General features: G+C 38.2%; 19 protein-coding genes, 8 tRNA genes and 1 pseudogene. 20 read left to right on the top strand and 8 right to left on the bottom strand.

The window, feature by feature from the left end:
- The first annotated feature begins 139 nt into the window (after positions 1–139).
- From ACQKN4_RS24665 to ACQKN4_RS24630, 8 genes are all read left to right on the top strand, one after another.
- Positions 140–214: transfer RNA gene (locus tag ACQKN4_RS24665), tRNA-Met, on the top strand.
- 3 nt (positions 215–217) lie between these two features.
- Positions 218–293: transfer RNA gene (locus tag ACQKN4_RS24660), tRNA-Asp, on the top strand.
- A 16-nt stretch (positions 294–309) separates the two neighbouring features.
- Positions 310–385: transfer RNA gene (locus ACQKN4_RS24655), tRNA-Phe, on the top strand.
- 3 nt (positions 386–388) lie between these two features.
- Positions 389–462: transfer RNA gene (locus tag ACQKN4_RS24650), tRNA-Gly, on the top strand.
- A 6-nt stretch (positions 463–468) separates the two neighbouring features.
- Positions 469–545: transfer RNA gene (locus ACQKN4_RS24645), tRNA-Ile, on the top strand.
- A gap of 4 nt (positions 546–549) precedes the next feature.
- Positions 550–626: transfer RNA gene (locus ACQKN4_RS24640), tRNA-Asn, on the top strand.
- Positions 627–632: 6 nt separating this feature from the next.
- Positions 633–723: transfer RNA gene (locus tag ACQKN4_RS24635), tRNA-Ser, on the top strand.
- Between the two features lie 2 nt (positions 724–725).
- A tRNA-Glu gene (locus ACQKN4_RS24630) sits at positions 726–797 on the top strand.
- 147 nt (positions 798–944) lie between these two features.
- Here ACQKN4_RS24630 and ACQKN4_RS24625 read toward each other — a convergent pair.
- Complete coding sequence (locus ACQKN4_RS24625) at positions 945–1,583, bottom strand: NAD(P)-dependent oxidoreductase (RefSeq protein WP_079561696.1); 639 nt, start codon at positions 1,581–1,583, stop codon at positions 945–947.
- Between the two features lie 332 nt (positions 1,584–1,915).
- The gene (locus ACQKN4_RS24620; protein WP_427485138.1) at positions 1,916–3,061 is read right to left on the bottom strand and encodes a PD-(D/E)XK nuclease family protein; all 1,146 of its coding nucleotides are present in this window, start codon (positions 3,059–3,061) and stop codon (positions 1,916–1,918) included.
- A 138-nt stretch (positions 3,062–3,199) separates the two neighbouring features.
- Between ACQKN4_RS24620 and dpaL the strand changes: the two genes are divergently transcribed.
- The 4 genes from dpaL (at position 3,200) to ACQKN4_RS24600 (ending at position 6,920) form a co-directional block, all read left to right on the top strand.
- Complete coding sequence (dpaL, locus tag ACQKN4_RS24615; RefSeq protein WP_427485137.1) at positions 3,200–4,411, top strand: diaminopropionate ammonia-lyase; 1,212 nt, start codon at positions 3,200–3,202, stop codon at positions 4,409–4,411.
- A gap of 179 nt (positions 4,412–4,590) precedes the next feature.
- The gene (locus ACQKN4_RS24610) at positions 4,591–5,352 is read left to right on the top strand and encodes a MerR family transcriptional regulator (protein WP_427485136.1); all 762 of its coding nucleotides are present in this window, start codon (positions 4,591–4,593) and stop codon (positions 5,350–5,352) included.
- Positions 5,353–5,495: 143 nt separating this feature from the next.
- Positions 5,496–5,945, top strand: a complete 450-nt coding sequence (locus ACQKN4_RS24605) for a TraR/DksA C4-type zinc finger protein (RefSeq protein WP_427485135.1) — start codon at positions 5,496–5,498, stop codon at positions 5,943–5,945.
- Between the two features lie 48 nt (positions 5,946–5,993).
- Positions 5,994–6,920: a dipeptidase gene (locus tag ACQKN4_RS24600; protein WP_079561691.1), complete on the top strand. Its 927-nt coding sequence runs from the start codon at positions 5,994–5,996 to the stop codon at positions 6,918–6,920.
- A 29-nt stretch (positions 6,921–6,949) separates the two neighbouring features.
- Here the strand turns inward: ACQKN4_RS24600 and ACQKN4_RS24595 are convergent, their stop codons facing one another.
- Positions 6,950–7,870: a 1,4-dihydroxy-2-naphthoate polyprenyltransferase gene (locus ACQKN4_RS24595; RefSeq protein ID WP_079561690.1), complete on the bottom strand. Its 921-nt coding sequence runs from the start codon at positions 7,868–7,870 to the stop codon at positions 6,950–6,952.
- A gap of 379 nt (positions 7,871–8,249) precedes the next feature.
- Between ACQKN4_RS24595 and ACQKN4_RS24590 the strand changes: the two genes are divergently transcribed.
- The 7 genes from ACQKN4_RS24590 (at position 8,250) to ACQKN4_RS24560 (ending at position 17,243) form a co-directional block, all read left to right on the top strand.
- Positions 8,250–9,635 (top strand): isochorismate synthase, encoded by a 1,386-nt coding sequence (locus tag ACQKN4_RS24590; protein ID WP_079561689.1) that lies wholly within the window; start codon positions 8,250–8,252, stop codon positions 9,633–9,635.
- Positions 9,628–11,352, top strand: a complete 1,725-nt coding sequence (menD, locus tag ACQKN4_RS24585; RefSeq protein ID WP_079561688.1) for a 2-succinyl-5-enolpyruvyl-6-hydroxy-3-cyclohexene-1-carboxylic-acid synthase — start codon at positions 9,628–9,630, stop codon at positions 11,350–11,352. Before ACQKN4_RS24590 ends, menD begins: the two co-directional genes overlap by 8 nt.
- Positions 11,340–12,173, top strand: coding sequence for a 2-succinyl-6-hydroxy-2,4-cyclohexadiene-1-carboxylate synthase (menH, locus tag ACQKN4_RS24580; protein ID WP_427485134.1), 834 nt, complete (start codon positions 11,340–11,342; stop codon positions 12,171–12,173). The genes menD and menH overlap by 13 nt, the downstream gene beginning before the upstream one ends.
- Before the next feature lie 147 nt (positions 12,174–12,320).
- Positions 12,321–13,139, top strand: coding sequence for a 1,4-dihydroxy-2-naphthoyl-CoA synthase (menB, locus tag ACQKN4_RS24575; RefSeq protein ID WP_053485078.1), 819 nt, complete (start codon positions 12,321–12,323; stop codon positions 13,137–13,139).
- A 161-nt stretch (positions 13,140–13,300) separates the two neighbouring features.
- The gene (locus tag ACQKN4_RS24570) at positions 13,301–14,725 is read left to right on the top strand and encodes an o-succinylbenzoate--CoA ligase (protein ID WP_427485133.1); all 1,425 of its coding nucleotides are present in this window, start codon (positions 13,301–13,303) and stop codon (positions 14,723–14,725) included.
- Between the two features lie 72 nt (positions 14,726–14,797).
- Positions 14,798–15,250, top strand: coding sequence for a hypothetical protein (locus tag ACQKN4_RS24565; RefSeq protein ID WP_427485132.1), 453 nt, complete (start codon positions 14,798–14,800; stop codon positions 15,248–15,250).
- A gap of 787 nt (positions 15,251–16,037) precedes the next feature.
- Positions 16,038–17,243 carry a transglutaminase domain-containing protein gene (locus ACQKN4_RS24560; protein WP_427485131.1) on the top strand — a complete coding sequence of 402 codons (1,206 nt, stop codon included), beginning with the start codon at positions 16,038–16,040 and terminating at the stop codon, positions 17,241–17,243.
- Here ACQKN4_RS24560 and ACQKN4_RS24555 read toward each other — a convergent pair.
- From ACQKN4_RS24555 to ytzI, 4 genes are all read right to left on the bottom strand, one after another.
- Positions 17,207–18,193: a metal ABC transporter solute-binding protein, Zn/Mn family gene (locus tag ACQKN4_RS24555; protein WP_079561683.1), complete on the bottom strand. Its 987-nt coding sequence runs from the start codon at positions 18,191–18,193 to the stop codon at positions 17,207–17,209. The genes ACQKN4_RS24560 and ACQKN4_RS24555 overlap by 37 nt on opposite strands.
- 107 nt (positions 18,194–18,300) lie before the next feature.
- Entirely contained in the window at positions 18,301–18,534 is a 234-nt protein-coding gene (gene yidD, locus ACQKN4_RS24550; protein WP_053485074.1) for a membrane protein insertion efficiency factor YidD, read from the bottom strand.
- A complete protein-coding gene (locus ACQKN4_RS24545; RefSeq protein ID WP_170938966.1) occupies positions 18,531–18,692 on the bottom strand; it encodes a hypothetical protein in 162 nt (53 codons plus the stop codon). The genes yidD and ACQKN4_RS24545 overlap by 4 nt, the downstream gene beginning before the upstream one ends.
- A gap of 70 nt (positions 18,693–18,762) precedes the next feature.
- Positions 18,763–18,909 carry a YtzI protein gene (gene ytzI, locus ACQKN4_RS24540; RefSeq protein WP_094075099.1) on the bottom strand — a complete coding sequence of 49 codons (147 nt, stop codon included), beginning with the start codon at positions 18,907–18,909 and terminating at the stop codon, positions 18,763–18,765.
- Between the two features lie 136 nt (positions 18,910–19,045).
- Between ytzI and ACQKN4_RS24535 the strand changes: the two genes are divergently transcribed.
- A complete protein-coding gene (locus tag ACQKN4_RS24535; RefSeq protein ID WP_079561682.1) occupies positions 19,046–19,363 on the top strand; it encodes a transposase in 318 nt (105 codons plus the stop codon).
- A gap of 84 nt (positions 19,364–19,447) precedes the next feature.
- Here ACQKN4_RS24535 and ACQKN4_RS24530 read toward each other — a convergent pair.
- Positions 19,448–19,987 (bottom strand): annotated as a pseudogene (locus ACQKN4_RS24530) (L-lactate permease); the annotation flags it as partial.
- Between the last annotated feature and the right edge of the window lie 108 nt (positions 19,988–20,095).

Below are 20,095 nucleotides of genomic sequence, written 5' to 3'. Positions count from 1 at the left end.
GGTATACCCAAGTCTGGCTGAAGGGATCGGTCTTGAAAACCGACAGGCGGGTAACACCGCGCGGGGGTTCGAATCCCTCTACCTCCTCCAGTTTTTTTATAAATGGCGCTTGAAAAACTCGAAAAGAATATTTTGTTAACGCGGGGTGGAGCAGTGGTAGCTCGTCGGGCTCATAACCCGAAGGTCGTTGGTTCAAATCCGGCCCCCGCAACCAAATGGTCCCGTGGTGTAGCGGTTAACATGCCTGCCTGTCACGCAGGAGATCGCCGGTTCGATCCCGGTCGGGACCGCCATTTTTTTTAAAAATATGGGTCAGTAGCTCAGTTGGTAGAGCATTAGATTGAAGCTCTAAGTGTCGGCGGTTCGATTCCGTCCTGACCCACCATATGCGGGTGTAGTTTAATGGTAAAACCTCAGCCTTCCAAGCTGATGTCGTGAGTTCGATTCTCATCACCCGCTCCAATCTAAGGGCCTATAGCTCAGCTGGTTAGAGCGCACGCCTGATAAGCGTGAGGTCGATGGTTCGAGTCCATTTAGGCCCACCATTATTCCGAAGTAGCTCAGTTGGTAGTAGCACCTGACTGTTAATCAGGTTGTCGCAGGTTCGAGTCCTGCCTTCGGAGCCATTGTTTGGGGAAGTACTCAAGAGGCTGAAGAGGCGCCCCTGCTAAGGGTGTAGGTCGGGTAACCGGCGCGAGGGTTCAAATCCCTCCTTCTCCGCCATTGGCCCGTTGGTCAAGTGGTTAAGACACCGCCCTTTCACGGCGGTAACACGGGTTCGAATCCCGTACGGGTCATACTGAAATACAGTAGATGTAATTTACATCTACTGTATTTTTTTGTATTTCCAAATGGTCCAAAGGTGGCGAATGTAATACTATTTGTCTTTAAGATACACTATAAAAATAGCATGTTACTTTTCATGTCTTTTTATTGCTAGTACCCTAATGGGATATAAAAGGTGTTTTGTGCACGTACTTTTCATTATCAATATGATCAATGATAAAAGTGGCTATATCTTGATTCGTAATTTTTGTACCAGGCATATCAGTAAGATTTTCCTTTATCTGATTGGATGTTAAGCTATCTTTTACAAACGGTAATCTAAGTAGTGTCCATTTGATCTGTTTACTATTTAATAAAAGTTCCCATTCCAATTTTTTATCCTTCATCATTTTCGGAAAGAGAACTTCAAACATCTTTGCTCCAAAACGATTCATCATGCTTTTTTTGTCCTCTTTAATCGTTAGAGAACCACCGGAAACACCTATATATCGACTAATGTTTAAATCTTTCATCACATTAAAAATAGTAGCTGTAACTTTACTATAAATAGGTTCCTCTTTAGGTGGTTGACCAAATGTATTAATAACAACTTGACAATCTTTAAGTAGTTCTCGAATGCTTTCTATCTCTTGAACCTGTCCTTTCACTATTTCAATTTTATCATTTTTATATAGTACCTTATCCGGATTTCTAACAAGCATCCGAACATGATATCCTTTTTCTATTGCACGAGCTGCTATATGCCTTCCTACTTTCCCTGTTCCTCCAATTATCGCTATTCTACTAGTACTATCCATTTTATACCTCCAATTGAATATGCTAGTACATATACGATGAATCTCATTAATAAGTTTCGAATTTTTCTTTTTCTATGTAAGCTGCTTTCCAAAAGATTGTTGCTGTTAAAACAAAAAGGCAGATTTAATCTACAAAATGTGTAGAAAAAAATCCGCCTTTTTTTAAAACTAAAGCCCCGTTTTAGGAAAAATAGCAATGCTTATTAAACAATCGTGCCTTTTTGTGGAATACTTGAATACGAAATAATCTTGAAAAATACTTAGTTAAGTCTACATCACTACAATAATTTCTTTAATAACTTATAGTAATGTATATGTAGCTCTGAAGGAGCTTAATCCTCTTCCTCTTGAGCTAAAGATGCTGCGATATCATCACGTACATCAGACAGTTTCTTCTTATCACCATTTGGATACACTATACTCCACAATGCATAGCCATTGTAACGCTCTGTGTAATTTTCACCTTTAACGGAATTTACTGCGGAAATGGCAGCGGCTGAAGGACTACTATATTCTTTTCCTTCAAAAAGGACCTTGCCACTTGTTAGGTCGATTTCTGCCTCTCTTACGGCACCTCCATAAGTAGCTTCTAGATTTCTTTCGTCTTCATTTAGTCGTGAATACAACTCTTTCCAAGAGATATTTGATTGACGAATCGGAGAAGACGTTTTGGCCGTCCTTTTTTCAGGTGTCTCATTTTTAACCGCATCGAATATCTCATCTAATACATCTTTATACTTATCATATATTGCTACACACAACTCATCATTTACTCTTGCCATCGGCTTATTCACTCCTTTATAGACCATACGAAGATTATGTATATACTCCTCTAAAATATTTTTATTTGCCGTTGTAATTTTCGGGTGATTCAAGCAAGGCACTATGACAAAATCATATAACCCTTGATAATCAATTTGAATAAACTCGGGACATTTTGGTTTTACCGTGGCATCTGGAGACAAAAAGACCTTTAATTCATATGTATACGAGTCATCCAATTGTTTTAAGATTTTCGTATAGGTTTCGGTCTGGTCTTTGTTTTCTCTTGCCAACACCTTATTCTCCACAATGATTTTTACCAGATCGTTCGTCAAATACAAATCAAATCGAGCCCGTAATTCCTGGTTTGTCTCGGGATCGACCGCAGACTCCGATACCTCAGTTGCCACTTTCATTTCCTCTAGTTGGAGTGAGTCCGATTCGATTAAATCAAAATCAATAACAGTTTTCGCATTTGATACATTCTCCTCGCAAATATAGTAGAGAAAACGCTTCAGCGGGAACGTCCCTAAATTTAACGAAGACGTTGGTGAAAGCAACCAACTGATAAAAGAACTATGCATCGTTTCGCGGTGTCCAAAACCCAATAATTGAAACAAGCTTTGTTTTTCAAAAGATTCTTGTAAACGCAAGAAATCAGAATCACTAATTAACTGATTCAGCTTGGTTTTCAACTCTTTCTCATTTCTTATCATATTCTAACCTCTCAAACTCAGTAGATTTAAAGTATCGAAAACTATTATAGCAATAATCTTTTCGAAAACAGCCTTGTAGTATTTTTTTGTAGTGCTATAAGCTAAGATAAATATAGAAACAAAAGTAGGGGGATGAAGATGGAAAAATTATTATGGACAGACAACCAACAATATTTGATGCAGAAGAACGTAGAACAAGTAGTACCTTTTCTACATCATTTTTCACCAGAACAAGTAAACCGTGTTGGTAGATTTCAACGTACATATGAGAAATTTGAAAGCACACCATTACGAAGCTTAAATGCTTTTGCATCACTAGTTGGCGTACAAAGTGTTTTTGTAAAAGATGAATCATATCGATTTGACTTAAATGCATTCAAAGTATTGGGTAGTGTTTATGCAATTGGGCAGTACGTTGCCAAAAAGTTAGATAGGAATATTGATGAGCTATCGTTTGAGCAGCTTAAATCACCAGAAATAAAGGAGCAGCTAGGGGACTTAACATTTATTTCAACGACAGATGGCAATCATGGTCGTGGAGTAGCTTGGGCTGCTAGAGAGCTTGGTTTGAAAGCACGCATTTATATGCCAGCAGGTAGTGCTGAGGAGCGCCTCCAAAATATTAAAAATGAAGGTGCATATGCTGAAATAACGACAATGAATTATGATGATACAGTTCGTTATACATCACAACTAGCAACAGACAATGGCTGGGTCGTTATTCAGGATACGATGTGGGAAGGCTATGAGGAAATCCCGTTATGGATTATGCAAGGCTATACAACACTAATAAAAGAAGTCGCCCTGCAGTTGGAAAAAGCACCTACCCATGTATTTTTACAAGCTGGGGTTGGATCTTTTGCAGGTGCGGTTGTAGCTTTCTTACAACAATACTATGAGCAAGAGATTACATTTGTCTTAGTTGAGCCTTTTGTAGCGAATTGCTATTATGAAAGCTTTAAAGCAGGAGCTGAGCAGTTTGTAACGGTTGGTGGAGAGATGCAAACCATTATGGCAGGTCTTGCATGTGGTGAGCCGAATCCACAAGCTTGGGATTTATTAAAGACTTATACGAAGGTGAGTATATGCTGTGATGAGGAAATTGCCGCTACAGGTATGCGCATTCTTGGAAATCCACTAGCAACAGATGCACGAATTATTGCTGGAGAATCGGGAGCTGCCCCGGTTGGATGTTTTTATGAGTTGATGATGAATGAGAAATATATAGAACTGAAAGATACATTACAAATAGATGAAAATTCTCGTATATTGTTTATTAACACTGAAGGTGACACAGATGTAGAGAACTATAGAAATATTATGTGGCATGGGAAATATGCAAACATTTAATTGAAGGAAGGAGCAAACTAGTGATAGTTTGCTTTTTTCATTCACATGTATTGAAGGTTGAAATTTGAATGACTTATACAATTAATTCAACGTTATGGTAACGAGCAAATTTTTTTATTTTTTTTCTTGACCTTAACGTTGCGTAAAGATTTACAGTAGTAGTAGAGGGGGTGAACAGTGTGGAATTTACGATTCAAGAGCTTGCTCAATTATCCGGAGTTAGCACAAGAACACTACGCTATTACGATGAAATTGGATTACTGAAGCCAGCAAGAACCAATGAGGTGGGCTATCGATTTTACGGACAGTTTGAAGTTGATATGCTCCAGCAAATTTTATTTTATAGAGCATTAGATATGAAGTTAGCAACCATTAAGGAAATTATTCAATCGCCAGGATTTGAACATACAGAGGCACTCAAAACCCATCGTACGGCTTTACTGAAACGCAAGGAACAGTTGGATAAGATATTACAAACAGTGGAAAAAACCATTCAATCTATAGAGGAGGAACAACCAATGACAAATGAAGAGAAATTTAATGGATTTAAAGAGAAGCTAATCGAGGAAAATGAAAAGCAATATGGGCAAGAAGTTCGTGCAAAATATGGTGACAAAACGGTTGATGCATCGAATGCGAAACTAATGAATATGACCGAGGAACAGTATGAGGCTATGCAGCAGTTAGAACAGCAATTATTTGCTCGTTTAAAAGAAGCGATGGCAATCGGCGATACAAACAATGATGTGGCAATGGAAGTAGCAGAGCTTCATAAACGTTGGCTTAGATTTTCGTGGTCACAATATTCTAAGGAAGCACATGCAGGTATAGCACAGATGTATGTAGCGGATGAACGCTTTTCAGCTTATTACGATGAACGTGTTGCTAAAGGAGCAGCGCAATTTTTACATGATGCCATCCACAATTTCACTTTAACGTAATTATAGCAGCAGTTTCGCTTTCGCTACAAAAAACATTTACTAAATGAAAATAATTATACAAAAAATAAGTGATTCCTTCTTATGCTTTCATGTTTTAGAAATTTTAATTTAGGAAAAAATGAAGGCATGAGGAGGAGATTTTTTTGAACCCACAAGTAATGGAAAAATTGAAAAAGCAATTAGAGCAGGAGCTACAGGAAATAGAACAGCAACTGGAGGAATCAGAGCGTCCACAAGCGACAGAGCTATCTAATTATGATAATCATCCAGCTGACAATGCAAGTGATTTAACGGATCAGTTAACGGAAATGGCGATTGATGAGCACCGTGGTGACGATGCTGAAGAAATAAAGGCTGCACTACAAGCGATGGAGGACGGTACATATGGTAAATGTGCTGTATGTGGTGAAGAGATTCCGATTGGTCGCCTAGAAGCTATGCCGAAAGCATTGACATGTGTTGAACATGCGGAGCACAAAGAAGATAATTTAAGGCCAGTAGAGGAAGATGTATTGACTTCTACCCCAAAATCGGATGATTTCATAGAACTTGAGGAATTTGGCTCTTCCGATACACCACAAGATAAAAGTTAGTAAGCATTTTCACTCTCAGGCAGTATAATAGCAGTATGGGGTGAGAATATGGATATAATTGATTTACACTGTGATGCTCTATTGAAATTAACAACTTTAGAAGCGGCAAAATTTGAAGATGATGTACGTTTGCATGCCAATAGAGAGAGATTACATTTAGGGCGGGTTAAGGCACAAGTATTTGCTATTTTTATAAACCCTAACATTCCGCAAAGCATGCAATTCTTAGAGGCGGTGCGGCAAATTGAAGCCTTCCATACACATGTAATACAAACTGAGGGCATGGTGCATATTACGGATTGGTCCCAATTAGATAATTTAGCTCCGCATGAAGTTGGAGCCATTTTAAGCTTAGAGGGCTGTGGTCCAATCGGTGAAGATTTAGCAAAGCTTTCTGCCATATTAGATGCAGGTGTAAAGCTTGTTGGTCTAACGTGGAATGAAGAAAATGCTGTAGCTCACGGTGCTGAACAGGGTGCAAGCCTTGGTTTAAAATCATTTGGTAAAGAAGTTATAAACTTGCTAAATGAGAGAGACATTATTATCGATGTCTCACATTTAAATGAACAGAGCTTTTGGGATGTCTTGCCACTAGCGAAGCACCTAATTGCTAGTCATAGTAATGCACGTGCAATTTGTGATCATCCTAGAAATTTATCGGATGCTCAGGCGAAAGCACTTGTCGAGCATGGTGGTCATATACATGTCGTGTACTACCCGAATTTTATCCGAGACAATGCTATGATAGATGATTTAGTAGCACATGTGAAGCATCTAGCGAATATAGTAGGGGTAGAGCACCTTGGACTAGGTTCAGACTTCGATGGTATAGATGTTACTGTCAAAGGATTAGCGCACGCAGGAGAGGCGCAAAATTTGTTAGAGGCATTACGTGAACATTTTTCAATCGAAGAAGTTTGCGGTATTGCAAGTAATAATTTTCGACGCTATGTAAAAGATGCAGCAACCTTTTAAGGCTGCTGCATCTTTAATGATGGATCATCTTAATAAAAGAAATATTGAATTAATAAACCGATTCCTAAGAGGAAGCCGAAGAATGTATTTGTTTGCGCTGTAAATTTCATCGCAGGCATCACTTCTTTAGCTTCTTTTTTATCGCGGAAAATTTGAATCGCACGAAGTGGTTTTGGAACACTTAAGAAAATGATTAGAGCCCAAAAGGTAATACCGTCAATTGCTACAAGAGCGATTACCCATAAGTACGAAATGATAAAAAAGCCAGATAGGACAGAAATGGCATTGTCTCGGCCTACTAAAATAGCAAGCGTTTTTCGACCACCTTCTGTATCGCCAACGATATCACGAATATTGTTGGACAGCATGATCGCCCCAACTAAAATCATACTAGGTACTGAAAGTAAAACAGCATCAAAAGTTACTGTAAGTGTTTGAATATAAAAGGCGATTAAGACAATACCCATTCCCATAACAGCGCCAGATACAAGTTCTCCGAATGGTGAATAGGCTATAGGGTAAGGTCCTCCAGTATATAAAAAACCGATCAGCATACAAACAAGCCCTACGGCAGCAAGCCACCAAGAGGTAGAGGCACATATGTAAATGCCAAGCAGCATAGCGATTGCATAAAAGCTTAAGGCAATCATCATAATAGTTTTTGGTTGAACACCGTGACGTACAATCGTTCCACCGATACCGACAGAATTTTCATTGTCTAGTCCTAATTTGTAATCGTAATATTCATTGAACATATTTGTTGCTGCTTGTATAAGCATACTTGCAATGAGCATAGCAAAAAATAGTCCATAATCGATTGTTTGTTTTTCAATTGCTAAGGCAATCGATGTTCCTAAAAATACTGGAACGAATGAAGCGGTTAAAGTATGTGGACGTGTTAAATGCCACCAAACTTTAAAACCCCTATCAGCTTCAATGACTTTGGTCATAAGGTCTTTCTCTCCTTCAAATGTTGTAGACTATTCTTATTTTATACGAAGAATGAGAAATTGGATAGGTTCACAGCTTATTACATACAGTTCAGATAAAAAAAATGATACAATAGAACATGCATTTATGAACTGAAAACAATAATTAAGATAATAGCAACAGTACAAGGAATAGGCTAGCAAAATAAAATGACAGCTATTTTAACAAAAGAAATATGATGTGGTAAAAGTACAAACGCTCACTTTATTATGCAAAGGTTTGTTCAATTTGTGTTATAGAAAAGCCAAAGCAGTTAAAATTTATATTGAAAGTTAGAACGAGTACAAAACATACCGTGCGTCATTCATTATGTACATTGCAACAACGGAGGTAATTTTCATGCAACAGAAGTGGTACCAAGCCACAGAAGTAGAAGTGGACTCTTTGGGCCAAAGCCTTCATTTTTATATGGAAACAATTGAAGTAAGTCGCTTATCGGCGCTCGCATTTTATGCGGCGGGTGAGGAGCATTATAAAGGTGAACGATTTTATTGGCAAAATAGAGAAAAAACAATGACTTTAGTAGGGCTAGGACATGCCTATACGATTCAAAATAACGCCAAAAATGATCGCTACGATGCAATAGAAGCTGAATGGAAAAGCTTAACGAAAAACTGTGTTAAGGGACAAAGTGAACTACAGCCAATTTTATTTGGCGGATTTACATTCGATCCACAAAACAATGTTGCTGGGGAGTGGACAGACTTTCCAGAGGCTTTTTTTGCGCTCGCAACTTATCAGCTTGTCATACGTGATGACAAAGCGTTTGTAAGTATTCATCTTATATCAAAAGATGGGCAAGCAGAGTCTCAGTTTGACGCGTTACGTAAAGAGCGAGATCATTTAATTCATGCTGCGCAGGTAAAAGAAGTAAAAACGTATTCAAAGCCTGAAATCACAAGCTATTTTGAGCCATATAAGGAACCATATTTAGCGTCGATTGACCAAGTAACAGCATTGATTAAGCAAAAGAAGGCAGATAAAGTTGTTATTGCACGCTCGCTAGCATTGCAATTTAAAGAAGAAGTTTCTTCACCACAGGTACTATCACAAATTATTCATGAGCAGCCAGAGAGCTATTTATTTGGTTTAGAGCGTCAAGAATTATTGTTCTTTGGTGCGTCCCCTGAACGTCTTGTAAAAGTAGAAAAGGGCCGCGCCTTTTCATCTTGTGTGGCAGGTTCTATTAAACGTGGTAAGACAGCAGAGGAAGATGAAGCTTATGGACAAAGCTTATTAAATGATTCGAAAAACGGTGGCGAGCATCAATATGTTGTCGATATGATTGCGGAAACTTTCCGTAAAAATTGTGTCGAGATGAAAGTACCAGATAGCCCTCGCTTACTAAAGATTAGAGATATACAACATTTATATACACCTGTTGAAGGTCAGTTGAATAATGAGGCAACTATATTACAACTGACAAAGTCTTTGCATCCAACGCCAGCTTTAGGCGGTGTGCCAAGAAAAGAGGCAATGGCAGCTATACGTAAGTATGAGCCGATGAATCGTGGACTTTACGCCGCACCAATTGGCTGGGTAGATGCTGAAGGCAATGGGGAATTTGCAGTGGCCATTCGTTCGGCTGCTTTACTTAAGGATAAGGCTTATTTATATGCTGGTGGCGGTATAGTAGCAGATTCAGAGCCACAATCTGAATATGAGGAAACATTAGTGAAATTCCGTCCAATGCTTCGCGCGCTAGGAGGACAATTACATGAGTGAACGAGAAATGTTAACGGATTATGTTTATAAAATGGTAGCGTCACTAGTGCAAGCTGGCGTTGAAAACGTTGTAGTCAGCCCTGGTTCACGTTCTACACCTTTAGCTTATGCATTTGCTTCAACGAAACAGCTCCATATGTATCGTCAGGTTGATGAGCGATCTGCTGCCTTTTTTGCGTTAGGAATTGCAAAGGCTACAGCAAAACCTGTTGTTCTTTTATGCACATCGGGAACAGCTGCGGCAAACTATTTTCCTGCCATTGTTGAAGCAAGTTATGCCCGTGTACCATTAATTGTAATCACAGCTGATCGTCCACATGAATTGCGAGAGGTAGGTGCACCACAGGCTATCAATCAGCCGAATTTATATGGTTCCCATGTCAAGTGGAGCGTGGATTTCCCGTTGGCAGATGATGCAGCACCAACATTGCCGTTTATCGAGCGCCATATCGCACGTGCGGTAGCGATTGCAATGAGCGCCCCATTTGGACCAGTGCATATTAATGTACCGTTTAGAGAACCTTTGTTGATTGATTTTCGAGAGGAACTTCCAGAAGCGACATTTAAGCACAGTAGTATGGGTCAGTTAATACCTTCCATGGCGACTCAACAAGAGTTATCGGAGATTATACGTGCAACTAAAAGAGGCTTTGTTATTATTGGTGAGCTAGCACTTGGTACAGATTTAACAAAGATGTGGGAGTTTGTTCGTCAATTAAAATGGCCGGTCATTGTCGAGAGTTTATCTAATATGCGCTCGTCTGTCCCAGAGGATTGTCTACCATATATGATCACAACGTACGATGCAATTATGAAAAGCGAAGATTTTAAAGCATTAGTTAAACCAGATACGGTACTACGTTTAGGAGCACAGCCTGTTTCTAAATTTATTATGCAATTTATTACTAAATCGCAGCCAAATGCTTATATTGTGGTCGATGAAGATCCGATGTTCCGTGATGCTACAGGTGCGTCTACTCATTTTGTTCATGCAAGTATTGGTGAGTGGCTCACGCAATTAGAAGTCTCTGAAACAGTACTAGAAGCAGCGTATTTAGCTGAGTGGCAAGATGCTAATGATATAGCACTAGAGTATATTGAACACTATTCTGATGGTGCAATTGATGAGGGAGCAATGGTAAGTCGATTACTCAAAATGATTCCTAATGGTAGTGATATTTTTGTAAGTAGCAGTATGCCAGTGCGTGATATTGATACGTTTTTAATGGCGACACCAAAAGATCTCCGTATTGTTGCGAATCGTGGAACGAACGGTATTGATGGCGTCGTATCGACAGCAATGGGCTTTAGTCAAGGAAATAACCGAGAAACATACTTACTTATTGGCGATTTAGCCTTTTTACATGATGTCAACGGGTTAATTGCTTCAAGATACCAGGAATGCAACCTGACAATTATCGTTATGAATAATGATGGCGGCGGTATTTTCTCTTATTTACCACAATCTACAGTCGAGGCACATTATGAAGATTTGTTCGGTACACCGACTGCCCTAGAATTCTTTGATATTGCCAACATGTACGGAATGGACTATATACGTGTAGACGATATTTCAGAGCTATCAGTAAAGTTCACTACTATGAAGAAACGACCAATGCGCTTAATCGAAATTTTCACGAACCGAGAGGAAAATGTATATGCGCATCGGGCGCTGTGGAATCGCATTAATGCGGGGCTAAAAGCATGGCAAAGCTAATGATTCGTGGACTTGAAACGAGCGTGGACATCTGGAATGAAGAAGCGGAGCAAACACTCGTTGCATTGCATGGTTTTACAGGTAGTACGGCTACATGGCGAAATTTAGCGAAAGCTCTACCTAGTGTACGAGTTATTGCCATTGATTTAATTGGTCATGGTCAAACGGCAATACCCAAGCAAATTAGTCGTTTCTCTATGCAAGAGCAAATCCAAGATTTAGAGGAAGTCTTTTTCCAGTTAGAGCTTAAGAAATTTACGCTGTTAGGCTATTCAATGGGAGGAAGAGTTGCATTATCGTATGCAATCACCTACCCCGAACGCATTGAAAAGCTAATTTTAGAAAGTGCTTCGCCAGGTTTACGAACTTCAAAGGAACGATCTGAACGTTGTGAGAGGGATAACGCTCTCGCTGAAAAAATAATTAGTAATGGTTTGATATCATTTGTTAATGCATGGGAGACTATTCCTTTGTTTGAATCTCAAAAGCGTTTACCACACGATGTGCAAGAAGCGATTAGGTTCGAACGACTTTCTCAGGAGGAGGAAGGCTTGGCAGGTAGCTTACGGGGCATTGGCACAGGAAGTCAACCACCAAATTGGATGGTATTGGAGAAGCTTGAATTTCCTGTGCTTTTAATTACAGGATCACTCGATGAGAAATTTTGTAAAATAGCACTAGAAATGAAAGCGTTATTAAAAAATGCCAAGCATACGACAGTAAATGACGCTGGACATGCAATTCATGTGGAAAATCCCGCTGAGTTTGCTACAATAGTAGAGGAACATTTAACTTCTTTCAACACCAATGAGAGAATTTAAAGCCACGGAATCGGAAAGGAATTCTTTTGTGCTTGCACAAAGCCGATTCCAGACGCAATTATGCCGAGGCATAATTGAACGTAATAAAATTTTTACGTTTTCGCCTCGATTTGAACGAGACGAATTTAATTATTAGGAGGCAATTCAATGACACGTCAATGGACAAGTTTACATACTTATGAAGACATTAAGTATGAGTTCTATAACGGTATCGCAAAAATTACGATTAACCGCCCAGAAGTACGCAACGCGTTCCGACCAAAAACGGTAATGGAAATGATCGATGCTTTTTCACGTGCACGTGATGACAAAAATGTTGGAGTTATCATTTTAACTGGTGAAGGTGAACATGCCTTCTGTTCAGGTGGAGACCAAAAAGTACGCGGTCATGGCGGCTATGTTGGTGAAGATGAAATCCCACGTCTAAACGTCCTTGATTTACAACGTTTAATCCGTGTTATTCCAAAACCTGTAGTAGCGATGGTGGCAGGTTATGCAATTGGTGGAGGACACGTATTACACGTTGTCTGTGACTTAACAATTGCTGCTGACAACGCTCGTTTTGGACAAACTGGACCAAAAGTTGGTTCATTCGATGCTGGATACGGCTCAGGCTATCTTGCACGTATTATTGGTCATAAAAAGGCGCGTGAAATTTGGTACCTTTGCCGTCAATATGATGCACAGCAAGCACTTGATATGGGATTAGTTAACACAGTTGTTCCTTATGAGCAATTAGAAGATGAAACTGTACAATGGTGTGAAGAAATGCTAGAAATGTCTCCAACTGCTCTACGCTTCTTAAAAGCAGCAATGAACGCAGATACAGACGGTTTAGCAGGTCTTCAACAAATGGCTGGCGACGCTACTCTTCTTTATTACACAACAGATGAAGCTAAAGAAGGTCGTGACGCATTTAAAGAAAAACGTCAACCAGATTTCGGTCAATTCCCAAGATTCCCTTGATGATCTGAAGCGATGAACGGCTCGTATCTTACTGAGATACGAGCTTTTTGTATATCTAAATAGGTAAGACGGATAGACTTGGCAGAGTAATGGAACTCCATATCCAACTGAAGGATATTACGATGAAATGGCAAGATAAGGCAAATTGGAGGAATAACGAGATGTATCTGAATTGGGTTTTACAGCGAGCGTATTTAACACCTTTACGAAACGGTTTAACATATAATGGGCAGACTTGGACATTTCAAGAGTTAAATGATTTATCTTTAAAACGTGCTCGTCAACTTACAACACTGGATATTAAGCAAGGCGACCGTATTGCAATAATGGGGCCGAGTAAGCCTTCACTTGTTATTATGATGTACGCATGTATGCATTTACAATGTGAAATGGTCATGCTAAATCGTAGGCTAACACAAGATGAAATTGCTTACCAGCTAGAGGATTCAGAAGCTATGGCAGTATTAGTTGCCGATGAGGATATAGAAAAATTACCATCACATACGACTAATTATTTATTTTCTACTATAGAAAAAAGTACAGAAACGGCTATTGATATTACGAAAGAATGGTCTTTAAACCAAACAACATCGATTATGTACACATCTGGTACGACTGGTTTTCCCAAGGGCGTTTGTCAAACAGTAGGAAATCACCAGGCAAGTGCAACGGCCTCAGTGTTAAATATAGGTTTGCATGCGGATGATACTTGGTTATGTGCTGTACCACTTTTTCATATTAGCGGCTTTTCTATTTTAGTGCGTTCACTGTTGTACGGAAATAAAGTGCATTTATATGATCAATTTGATGCAGAAGCAATTTCACAAAATATAATGGATGGCGAGGTTACACATATGTCGGTAGTCGCTGTCACATTGGAAAGGATTCTACATACTCTTGAACAGAAAAATGCACAAGCCTCACCGAAATTTAAAATGATGCTAGCGGGTGGTGGTCCTGTGCCAGTGGATTATTTAAAGAGAGCGCAAGCATTACATTTAGCTGTAGCACAAACGTATGGTATGACTGAAACTTCGTCACAAACTGCAACATTAGCAAATGAAGATGCGATTAAAAAAATTGGCTCTGCGGGAAAGCCATTATTTTTTAATCAAATGCGCATTGCTGAGCCGAATGATAATGGTGAAGGAGAGATTTGCATACGTGGTCCTCATGTTACACCAGGGTACATTGGTCGTTTTGCTCAAAAAGATGCAACGATTGATGGCTGGCTCCATACTGGGGATATTGGTTATATAGATGAAGATGGTTATTTATTTGTTATCGATCGTCGGGCTGATTTAATTATTTCAGGTGGCGAAAACATTTATCCTGCTGAAATCGAAAATGTGCTACTTACACATCCTGCTGTAAAAGAAGCGGGAGTATGCGGCATTGATGATGATAAGTGGGGACAGGTACCAATCGCCTTTGTTGTATTAAAAGAACTTGTTCAGGTAGAACAATTACAAGCATTTTGTCAAAAGAAGCTTGCGAAATATAAGCTTCCTAAAGAGATTATTGTTGCAGACAAGCTCCCACGAAACGGCGCCAATAAACTACTTCGGAGAAAATTAATGGATTAATAAAGAAGCCTTCGTTATAGGTTTGACATGTTTAATTTATTTCAAATAGTTTTTCGAAATGGGGGTAAAGTATTGAATTTTCAAGATTTGATGAAATTTAAAGGGTATATATATTTAAACAAATTGTTTGAACCAGAAGAAAACTCACTGCGGGTACTTATTGATAGGTGTAATGTGAACAATACTAAAGAGTTAGTGAAAATTACAGATAAGGTTGAAATAGAAGCATCCCCAATTGATGTTGATGACAATCTACCAATTCTGCAATTGGATTTTGAAACATATGTTGCTTACTCCATTATTGATGAATCGTTTACTGTAATGGATGATTACGAAATTTCCGAGGGCAATCTTTTTAGAATTTACTCTAAATCAAGATATTTGGATTTTATTAAAGCAGGAACAATTGCTGAAGATATAAATCCCGAGAAGCAGTTCGTTCACTATCAAATTCCTTGTTTGAACCATATTATAGATATTATTTCATATGATGAGCCTATAATTACTGAAACAAAAAGAAGGTAATAAATTTTACTAAAAGAGCATCGGAAATCGATGCTCTTTTATGTGTTTATTTTTATAGAATGAGAAAAGTATTGCTAAAAGTGATGCGAAAGTTTATGGGTTTTTAAAATAACTCCCCGTCAAGAGAACCCACTATCATTAGTTAGAGGGTTACTTTTTATGTGTTGTTGAAAAACTAAATAATCAAGGGAATCTTTATAAATGCTGTTGTGCTTAATTTTTGCACAGACGAACCCTCTAAATGAAGTTTCGTTTTATGACTATATAAGAGTAATATACTATGTGACTTGGTTGATTGGAGTGGAGGCTAGGCGACTCCTTGGGGATTAGCAATAGAGGAACGAAGGCTAAAACCATCACATCCTGTGATAACGCATTCGTGTTCAACATCGGTGCTGTTGTTGCTGTCGCTTCACCTTCGCGCAAAAAACATCTGTTGGCCCGAGACCCTGCAGCGAGCAGATAGGGGAACGAAGGTGTTACCAACATATGTTGGCCCAAGCGGATCATCGGACGCCCTCAGGAAGCTTTGCTCTGTGCGAAAGCGTAGCGACAGCAACAACAAAGCGCCCAGGCGGAACGGAAATCAACTTCTCGCTTTGCAAAAAAGCCATACATAATTTAATTGAGATAATAGTTTTTTCAACACTATAAAGGGAAGCCTTCATTATAAGAAGGCTTCTTTTTTTGTTTTCATTTTTAGTAAACTTTTAGGATTAAATTAATCATTCATTAACATAATAAGAAATGACAGGCATAAACTATTTAGTAAAGGAGAATGACTCATATGAGAAAATATATATATAATGTTTTCATTATATTATTTGTTCTACAAATGAGTCATGTGCAAGTATTCGCAAACTATGAACAAAAGAACACGACAACAGCCAATTCAATAGAATCCCTACAATATCAAATTCAAAAACAAGTCATGCAATTAACTACTGAATTTGACATTCGATATACTGGTAAAACGACTGAAATAAAAGATGAACTATCAGAGCTTATTAAACATGCTATTCAAGATCCATATATTTACGCCAATATTTCTAGTTTTAAATGGAAATATGAAGGCTATACCAATAATATTGTCATTAGATTTGAGTTTACCTATCATATTTCACAGCAAGAGGAAGTGTTTGTAGAACAGACTTTGGCGAATATTATTGCACCTATGCATGGATTAAGTGAATTGCAAAAAATACAAGCTGCACATGATTTTATCGTTCTATCTGCTGAATATTCAAAGGAAACGGAAGGAAGTCCATATTCTCCCTACACATTGCTTACAGAAAAAAAGGGAGTTTGTCAGGCATATGCTTTAGTACTTTATCGAATGCTAGAGATGCAAGGCTTTGAGGTACAATATGTACCAGGAAAAGTAGGAGAGCAACTACACGCCTGGGTCTTAGTAAAGCTTGATAATGCATGGTATCATATCGACGTTACTTGGGATGATCCTTTGCCTGATCATAAGGGAGAGGTACGTTATAATTATTTTTTAGTTTCTGATCGCCAATTAGCAAAAGATCACTCTTGGGACTATTTGAGTTTCCCAGCTGCTACAAGCGAAGCCTATAGCGATTTACAAAAAACAAGTAAGATTGAAGTTCTTACAAAATCAATTATGGATAGTCAGTTTACCTTTGATAGAGGGCTGTCCGTTTTAAGTAAAAATAAACAATTAGTAAAGCCATTAATAGAACAGCCTACACTGCTTTTGAAAGGTAATAAAAGCGATAAGAGTGTTCAAGTACATCTAAATGAATGGGAACCAATCATTTTAGAAAGTAATATAGCCCAATTAAAGGCTAATCGAAAGATAATACAAAATACTATGTATAAGAAAAAAGGGCTAATAAGTATTGATAGAACGGAAAAACGAATGCCACAAGAAAAGTACGTCATAATAAAGGAGGTGTCCCCATACGATTTTCGGGGCACCTCCTTACTCATTTATTTGTGTTCGTTTAAGGCAGTATTTAAGGTTTGAATATTTTTCTTCATAAGGGTGAAGTAAGTTTCATTTTTCTTCACATCATCTGTTGTTAAAACGCTTAAATTATGCAAGACAAGAGACTTCGCGCCAACTTCTTTTTGGATAACCTCGGCTAATTTAGAAGAGACATTTTGCTCGAATAAAATGTAGTGAATATGCAAATCATTTGCTTTATCAACAATCGTTGTAAGTTCTTTTTGAGAAGGTTCATTTTGCGAGTTTAAACCGGCTATTGGTACTTGCTTTAAGCCGTATTGTCCTGCGATATAGCCAAATGCTGCATGTGATACGAAGAATGTTTTCTCTTGCGCTTTATCCGCCGTTGCTTTAAATTCGTTATCTAAATCTTGTAGTTCTTTTACCAATGTCTCGTAGTTAGCTGTAAATGTAGCTTTTTGTTCTGGCATTTTTTCAACTAAAGTGTTTTTAATGGAAAGTGCTAAGTCTTGACTGATCGTTGGTGATAGCCAAACATGTGGATCTACATTACCATGATCATGCTCTTCATGACCGTCTTCATGACCGTGATGTGCTTCCTCTTCATCATCATGTGAGTGACCTGAACTCATAGCTAATTTTTCATCTGAAATCTGATCTGCTGTTGCCACCATTGTTACATCTTCATTAGCTAGAGTCTTTTTGGCATTTTCAACAAAGCCCTCTAGCCCTAAGCCAATATAGAAAAATATATCAGCATCTGCTAATTTCATCATATCTTTTTGTGTTGGCTCAAATGTGTGTTCATTGGCACCGGTAGGGTAAATTGAAGAAACCTCTACAAAATCGCCACCAATTCGTTGTGCAAAATAACTTAATGGATAGACAGTCGTGTAAATTGTTAATTTATCTTTTGTCTCTGACTGTTTGGACGTTGATTTATCCCCACAGGCAGCAGTGAATAGGGCAAGTACTGCAACTGAAAATAACAAAAATAATTTTTTCATCTTATAGCATACCTCTTTTTAATAGTAATCATTACGATTTGTTTTTTGAACAATTTCTATAATAACGTACATCTTAAAAAAGCACAAGAAAAAATGACCTTCGAAGATTAATTCTTTTTCGAAGGCCATTTTTCAGGTACTGGATCAAAGCCACCTGGATGGAATGGTTGGCATTTTGATATACGTTTAATCGTTAAATAGAATCCTTTAATGGCACCGTGTTTTTGAAAAGCTTCTAGTCCATAGGAGGAGCATGTAGGATGGAAGCGACAGGATGGCGGTGTCATGGGTGATATAAATTTTCTGTAAAACTTAATGAGCCATATAAAGGGATACTTCATATTTTTTTGTCCTCTTGTTGAGCGTTGGATTGCTTAGGCTTAGCATCGATAGTTTGTGTAAAGAAATTGCCTTTTTTCTTCAACAGGACAATGACAGATACGCCAAACATAAGCATCATCATTGCGATCATAATGATTATTGGTAATGGTACTCCCATTGCGTTCACTCCAAATTCTGCTTGATAATAATATTATAAAAGAATTGCTAAAAAAAATGTACAAATTGAACTAGTCATCATCTCGATGAAAGCTTTGCTGAGGTTTTTCGTCAACTGTATGTTTAAAAGCATACGCACGATTGACACTAATAATAGTCGCGACCGTTACTAAAATAACGATGATTGCTGCTACAATTAAGAGTGTGATTAAACTCATGGCATTCACTCCGTTCCTTATTCCTTACTTCTTATTATAAATTAGATCATCTAACTTAGTTGTGAAGGAAGTTTGACATTCCAGCGAATAAAACAACACGTTTACCTCCATACTATGGAAAAAGGAGTGTTTTGAGATGGAGCGTCAGCGTGTATATTTTTCACTTGCCAATAGAACGTATTATACAAATCCATATGCAGGACCGTGGAACTTTGAGCTCAATGTAGACCGACAAGCATTAGATGTATTTGAAAAAATATTTCAGCAAATGCAGATGTTAGAGATTGCGAATGCGTGGCGTGCGCAATTGCCATATATCCAATATCATCTTGATAGAGAAAATGATGAAATTGATTTACGATTAAAAAAAATTTATGCACTAGTTCATGAATATGGGGATGCGGATACGAAGACATTTGTGGAGCAACTTCCTTATTTCAACAAACGTGCTTAAAAGGTAGGGTCACTGAAAAACTTCAGTGACCCTACTTTGATAGCTTTTCCTTAGAAGCGCTATTTTCGTTAAGAGAAGATACTGTTAATGAAAGCTAATATTGAAAATTACTATTATTGCAATTTCATTGATTAAAATTAATAGTGTCCCGATACCTACGAGCGTCAATTTCTTCTGAACGTTATTTTCCAATGCACTGATTTGACAAACTGAGCAGCTAAGTGCGACTCTAGATGGATTGACCATTGTCATTAGAGATGAGCTCACATTTTGAGCACTAGCCGCTAGCAGTGGGGAAATTCCGATTTGTTGCGCTGTTGTTGTTTGCAATCGAATAAACATCGTATTGGATGCTGTATTACTTCCCGTTAAAAAACCCCCTATCGCACCGATTAATGGCGTAATCAGCACAAAGTATTGACCAAAAGATTGTGCAGCAACTGATGATAAAACTTTTATCATTTGTGACTGTGACATTATTTCAGAAACGACAATGTATAAAAAAGTCGTGATGATAATGGGGTAGCATTTGTTAATTGTTAATTTAATACTCTCTAAGATGCCGATTCGATTTAATTTAAAAACAACAATGGTAAAAATACAAACGACCATAAGAAAAAAACCTGGAGCATAGAGTGTGAACTGAACCCCGAATAGTGGACACTTTAAAAAGTGACCCTATTCGGGGTTTTTTGTTCATTTCACAAAAAAATCTCGTTATACTAAATATAC

It is taken from the genome of Lysinibacillus sp. NPDC093692 (assembly GCF_050280125.1).
Classification (GTDB): Bacteria; Bacillota; Bacilli; order Bacillales_A; family Planococcaceae; genus Lysinibacillus.
This window is presented reverse-complemented; position numbering and strand designations above follow the sequence as displayed.

What these genes read in the sequence shown, in the direction of transcription:
- ACQKN4_RS24620 (WP_427485138.1), bottom strand. Translation starts at nt 3,061, where the DNA reads ATGATAAGAAATGAGAAAGAGTTGAAAACCAAGCTGAATCAGTTAATT.
- ytzI (WP_094075099.1), bottom strand. Translation starts at nt 18,909, where the DNA reads ATGAGTTTAATCACACTCTTAATTGTAGCAGCAATCATCGTTATTTTA.
- ACQKN4_RS24555 (WP_079561683.1), bottom strand. Translation starts at nt 18,193, where the DNA reads ATGAAAAAATTATTTTTGTTATTTTCAGTTGCAGTACTTGCCCTATTC.
- ACQKN4_RS24595 (WP_079561690.1), bottom strand. Translation starts at nt 7,870, where the DNA reads ATGACCAAAGTCATTGAAGCTGATAGGGGTTTTAAAGTTTGGTGGCAT.
- yidD (WP_053485074.1), bottom strand. Translation starts at nt 18,534, where the DNA reads ATGAAGTATCCCTTTATATGGCTCATTAAGTTTTACAGAAAATTTATA.
- ACQKN4_RS24535 (WP_079561682.1), top strand. Translation starts at nt 19,046, where the DNA reads ATGGAGCGTCAGCGTGTATATTTTTCACTTGCCAATAGAACGTATTAT.
- ACQKN4_RS24600 (WP_079561691.1), top strand. Translation starts at nt 5,994, where the DNA reads ATGGATATAATTGATTTACACTGTGATGCTCTATTGAAATTAACAACT.
- ACQKN4_RS24625 (WP_079561696.1), bottom strand. Translation starts at nt 1,583, where the DNA reads ATGGATAGTACTAGTAGAATAGCGATAATTGGAGGAACAGGGAAAGTA.
- ACQKN4_RS24570 (WP_427485133.1), top strand. Translation starts at nt 13,301, where the DNA reads ATGTATCTGAATTGGGTTTTACAGCGAGCGTATTTAACACCTTTACGA.
- menB (WP_053485078.1), top strand. Translation starts at nt 12,321, where the DNA reads ATGACACGTCAATGGACAAGTTTACATACTTATGAAGACATTAAGTAT.
- menH (WP_427485134.1), top strand. Translation starts at nt 11,340, where the DNA reads ATGGCAAAGCTAATGATTCGTGGACTTGAAACGAGCGTGGACATCTGG.
- ACQKN4_RS24545 (WP_170938966.1), bottom strand. Translation starts at nt 18,692, where the DNA reads ATGGGAGTACCATTACCAATAATCATTATGATCGCAATGATGATGCTT.
- ACQKN4_RS24590 (WP_079561689.1), top strand. Translation starts at nt 8,250, where the DNA reads ATGCAACAGAAGTGGTACCAAGCCACAGAAGTAGAAGTGGACTCTTTG.
- dpaL (WP_427485137.1), top strand. Translation starts at nt 3,200, where the DNA reads ATGGAAAAATTATTATGGACAGACAACCAACAATATTTGATGCAGAAG.
- menD (WP_079561688.1), top strand. Translation starts at nt 9,628, where the DNA reads ATGAGTGAACGAGAAATGTTAACGGATTATGTTTATAAAATGGTAGCG.
- ACQKN4_RS24560 (WP_427485131.1), top strand. Translation starts at nt 16,038, where the DNA reads ATGAGAAAATATATATATAATGTTTTCATTATATTATTTGTTCTACAA.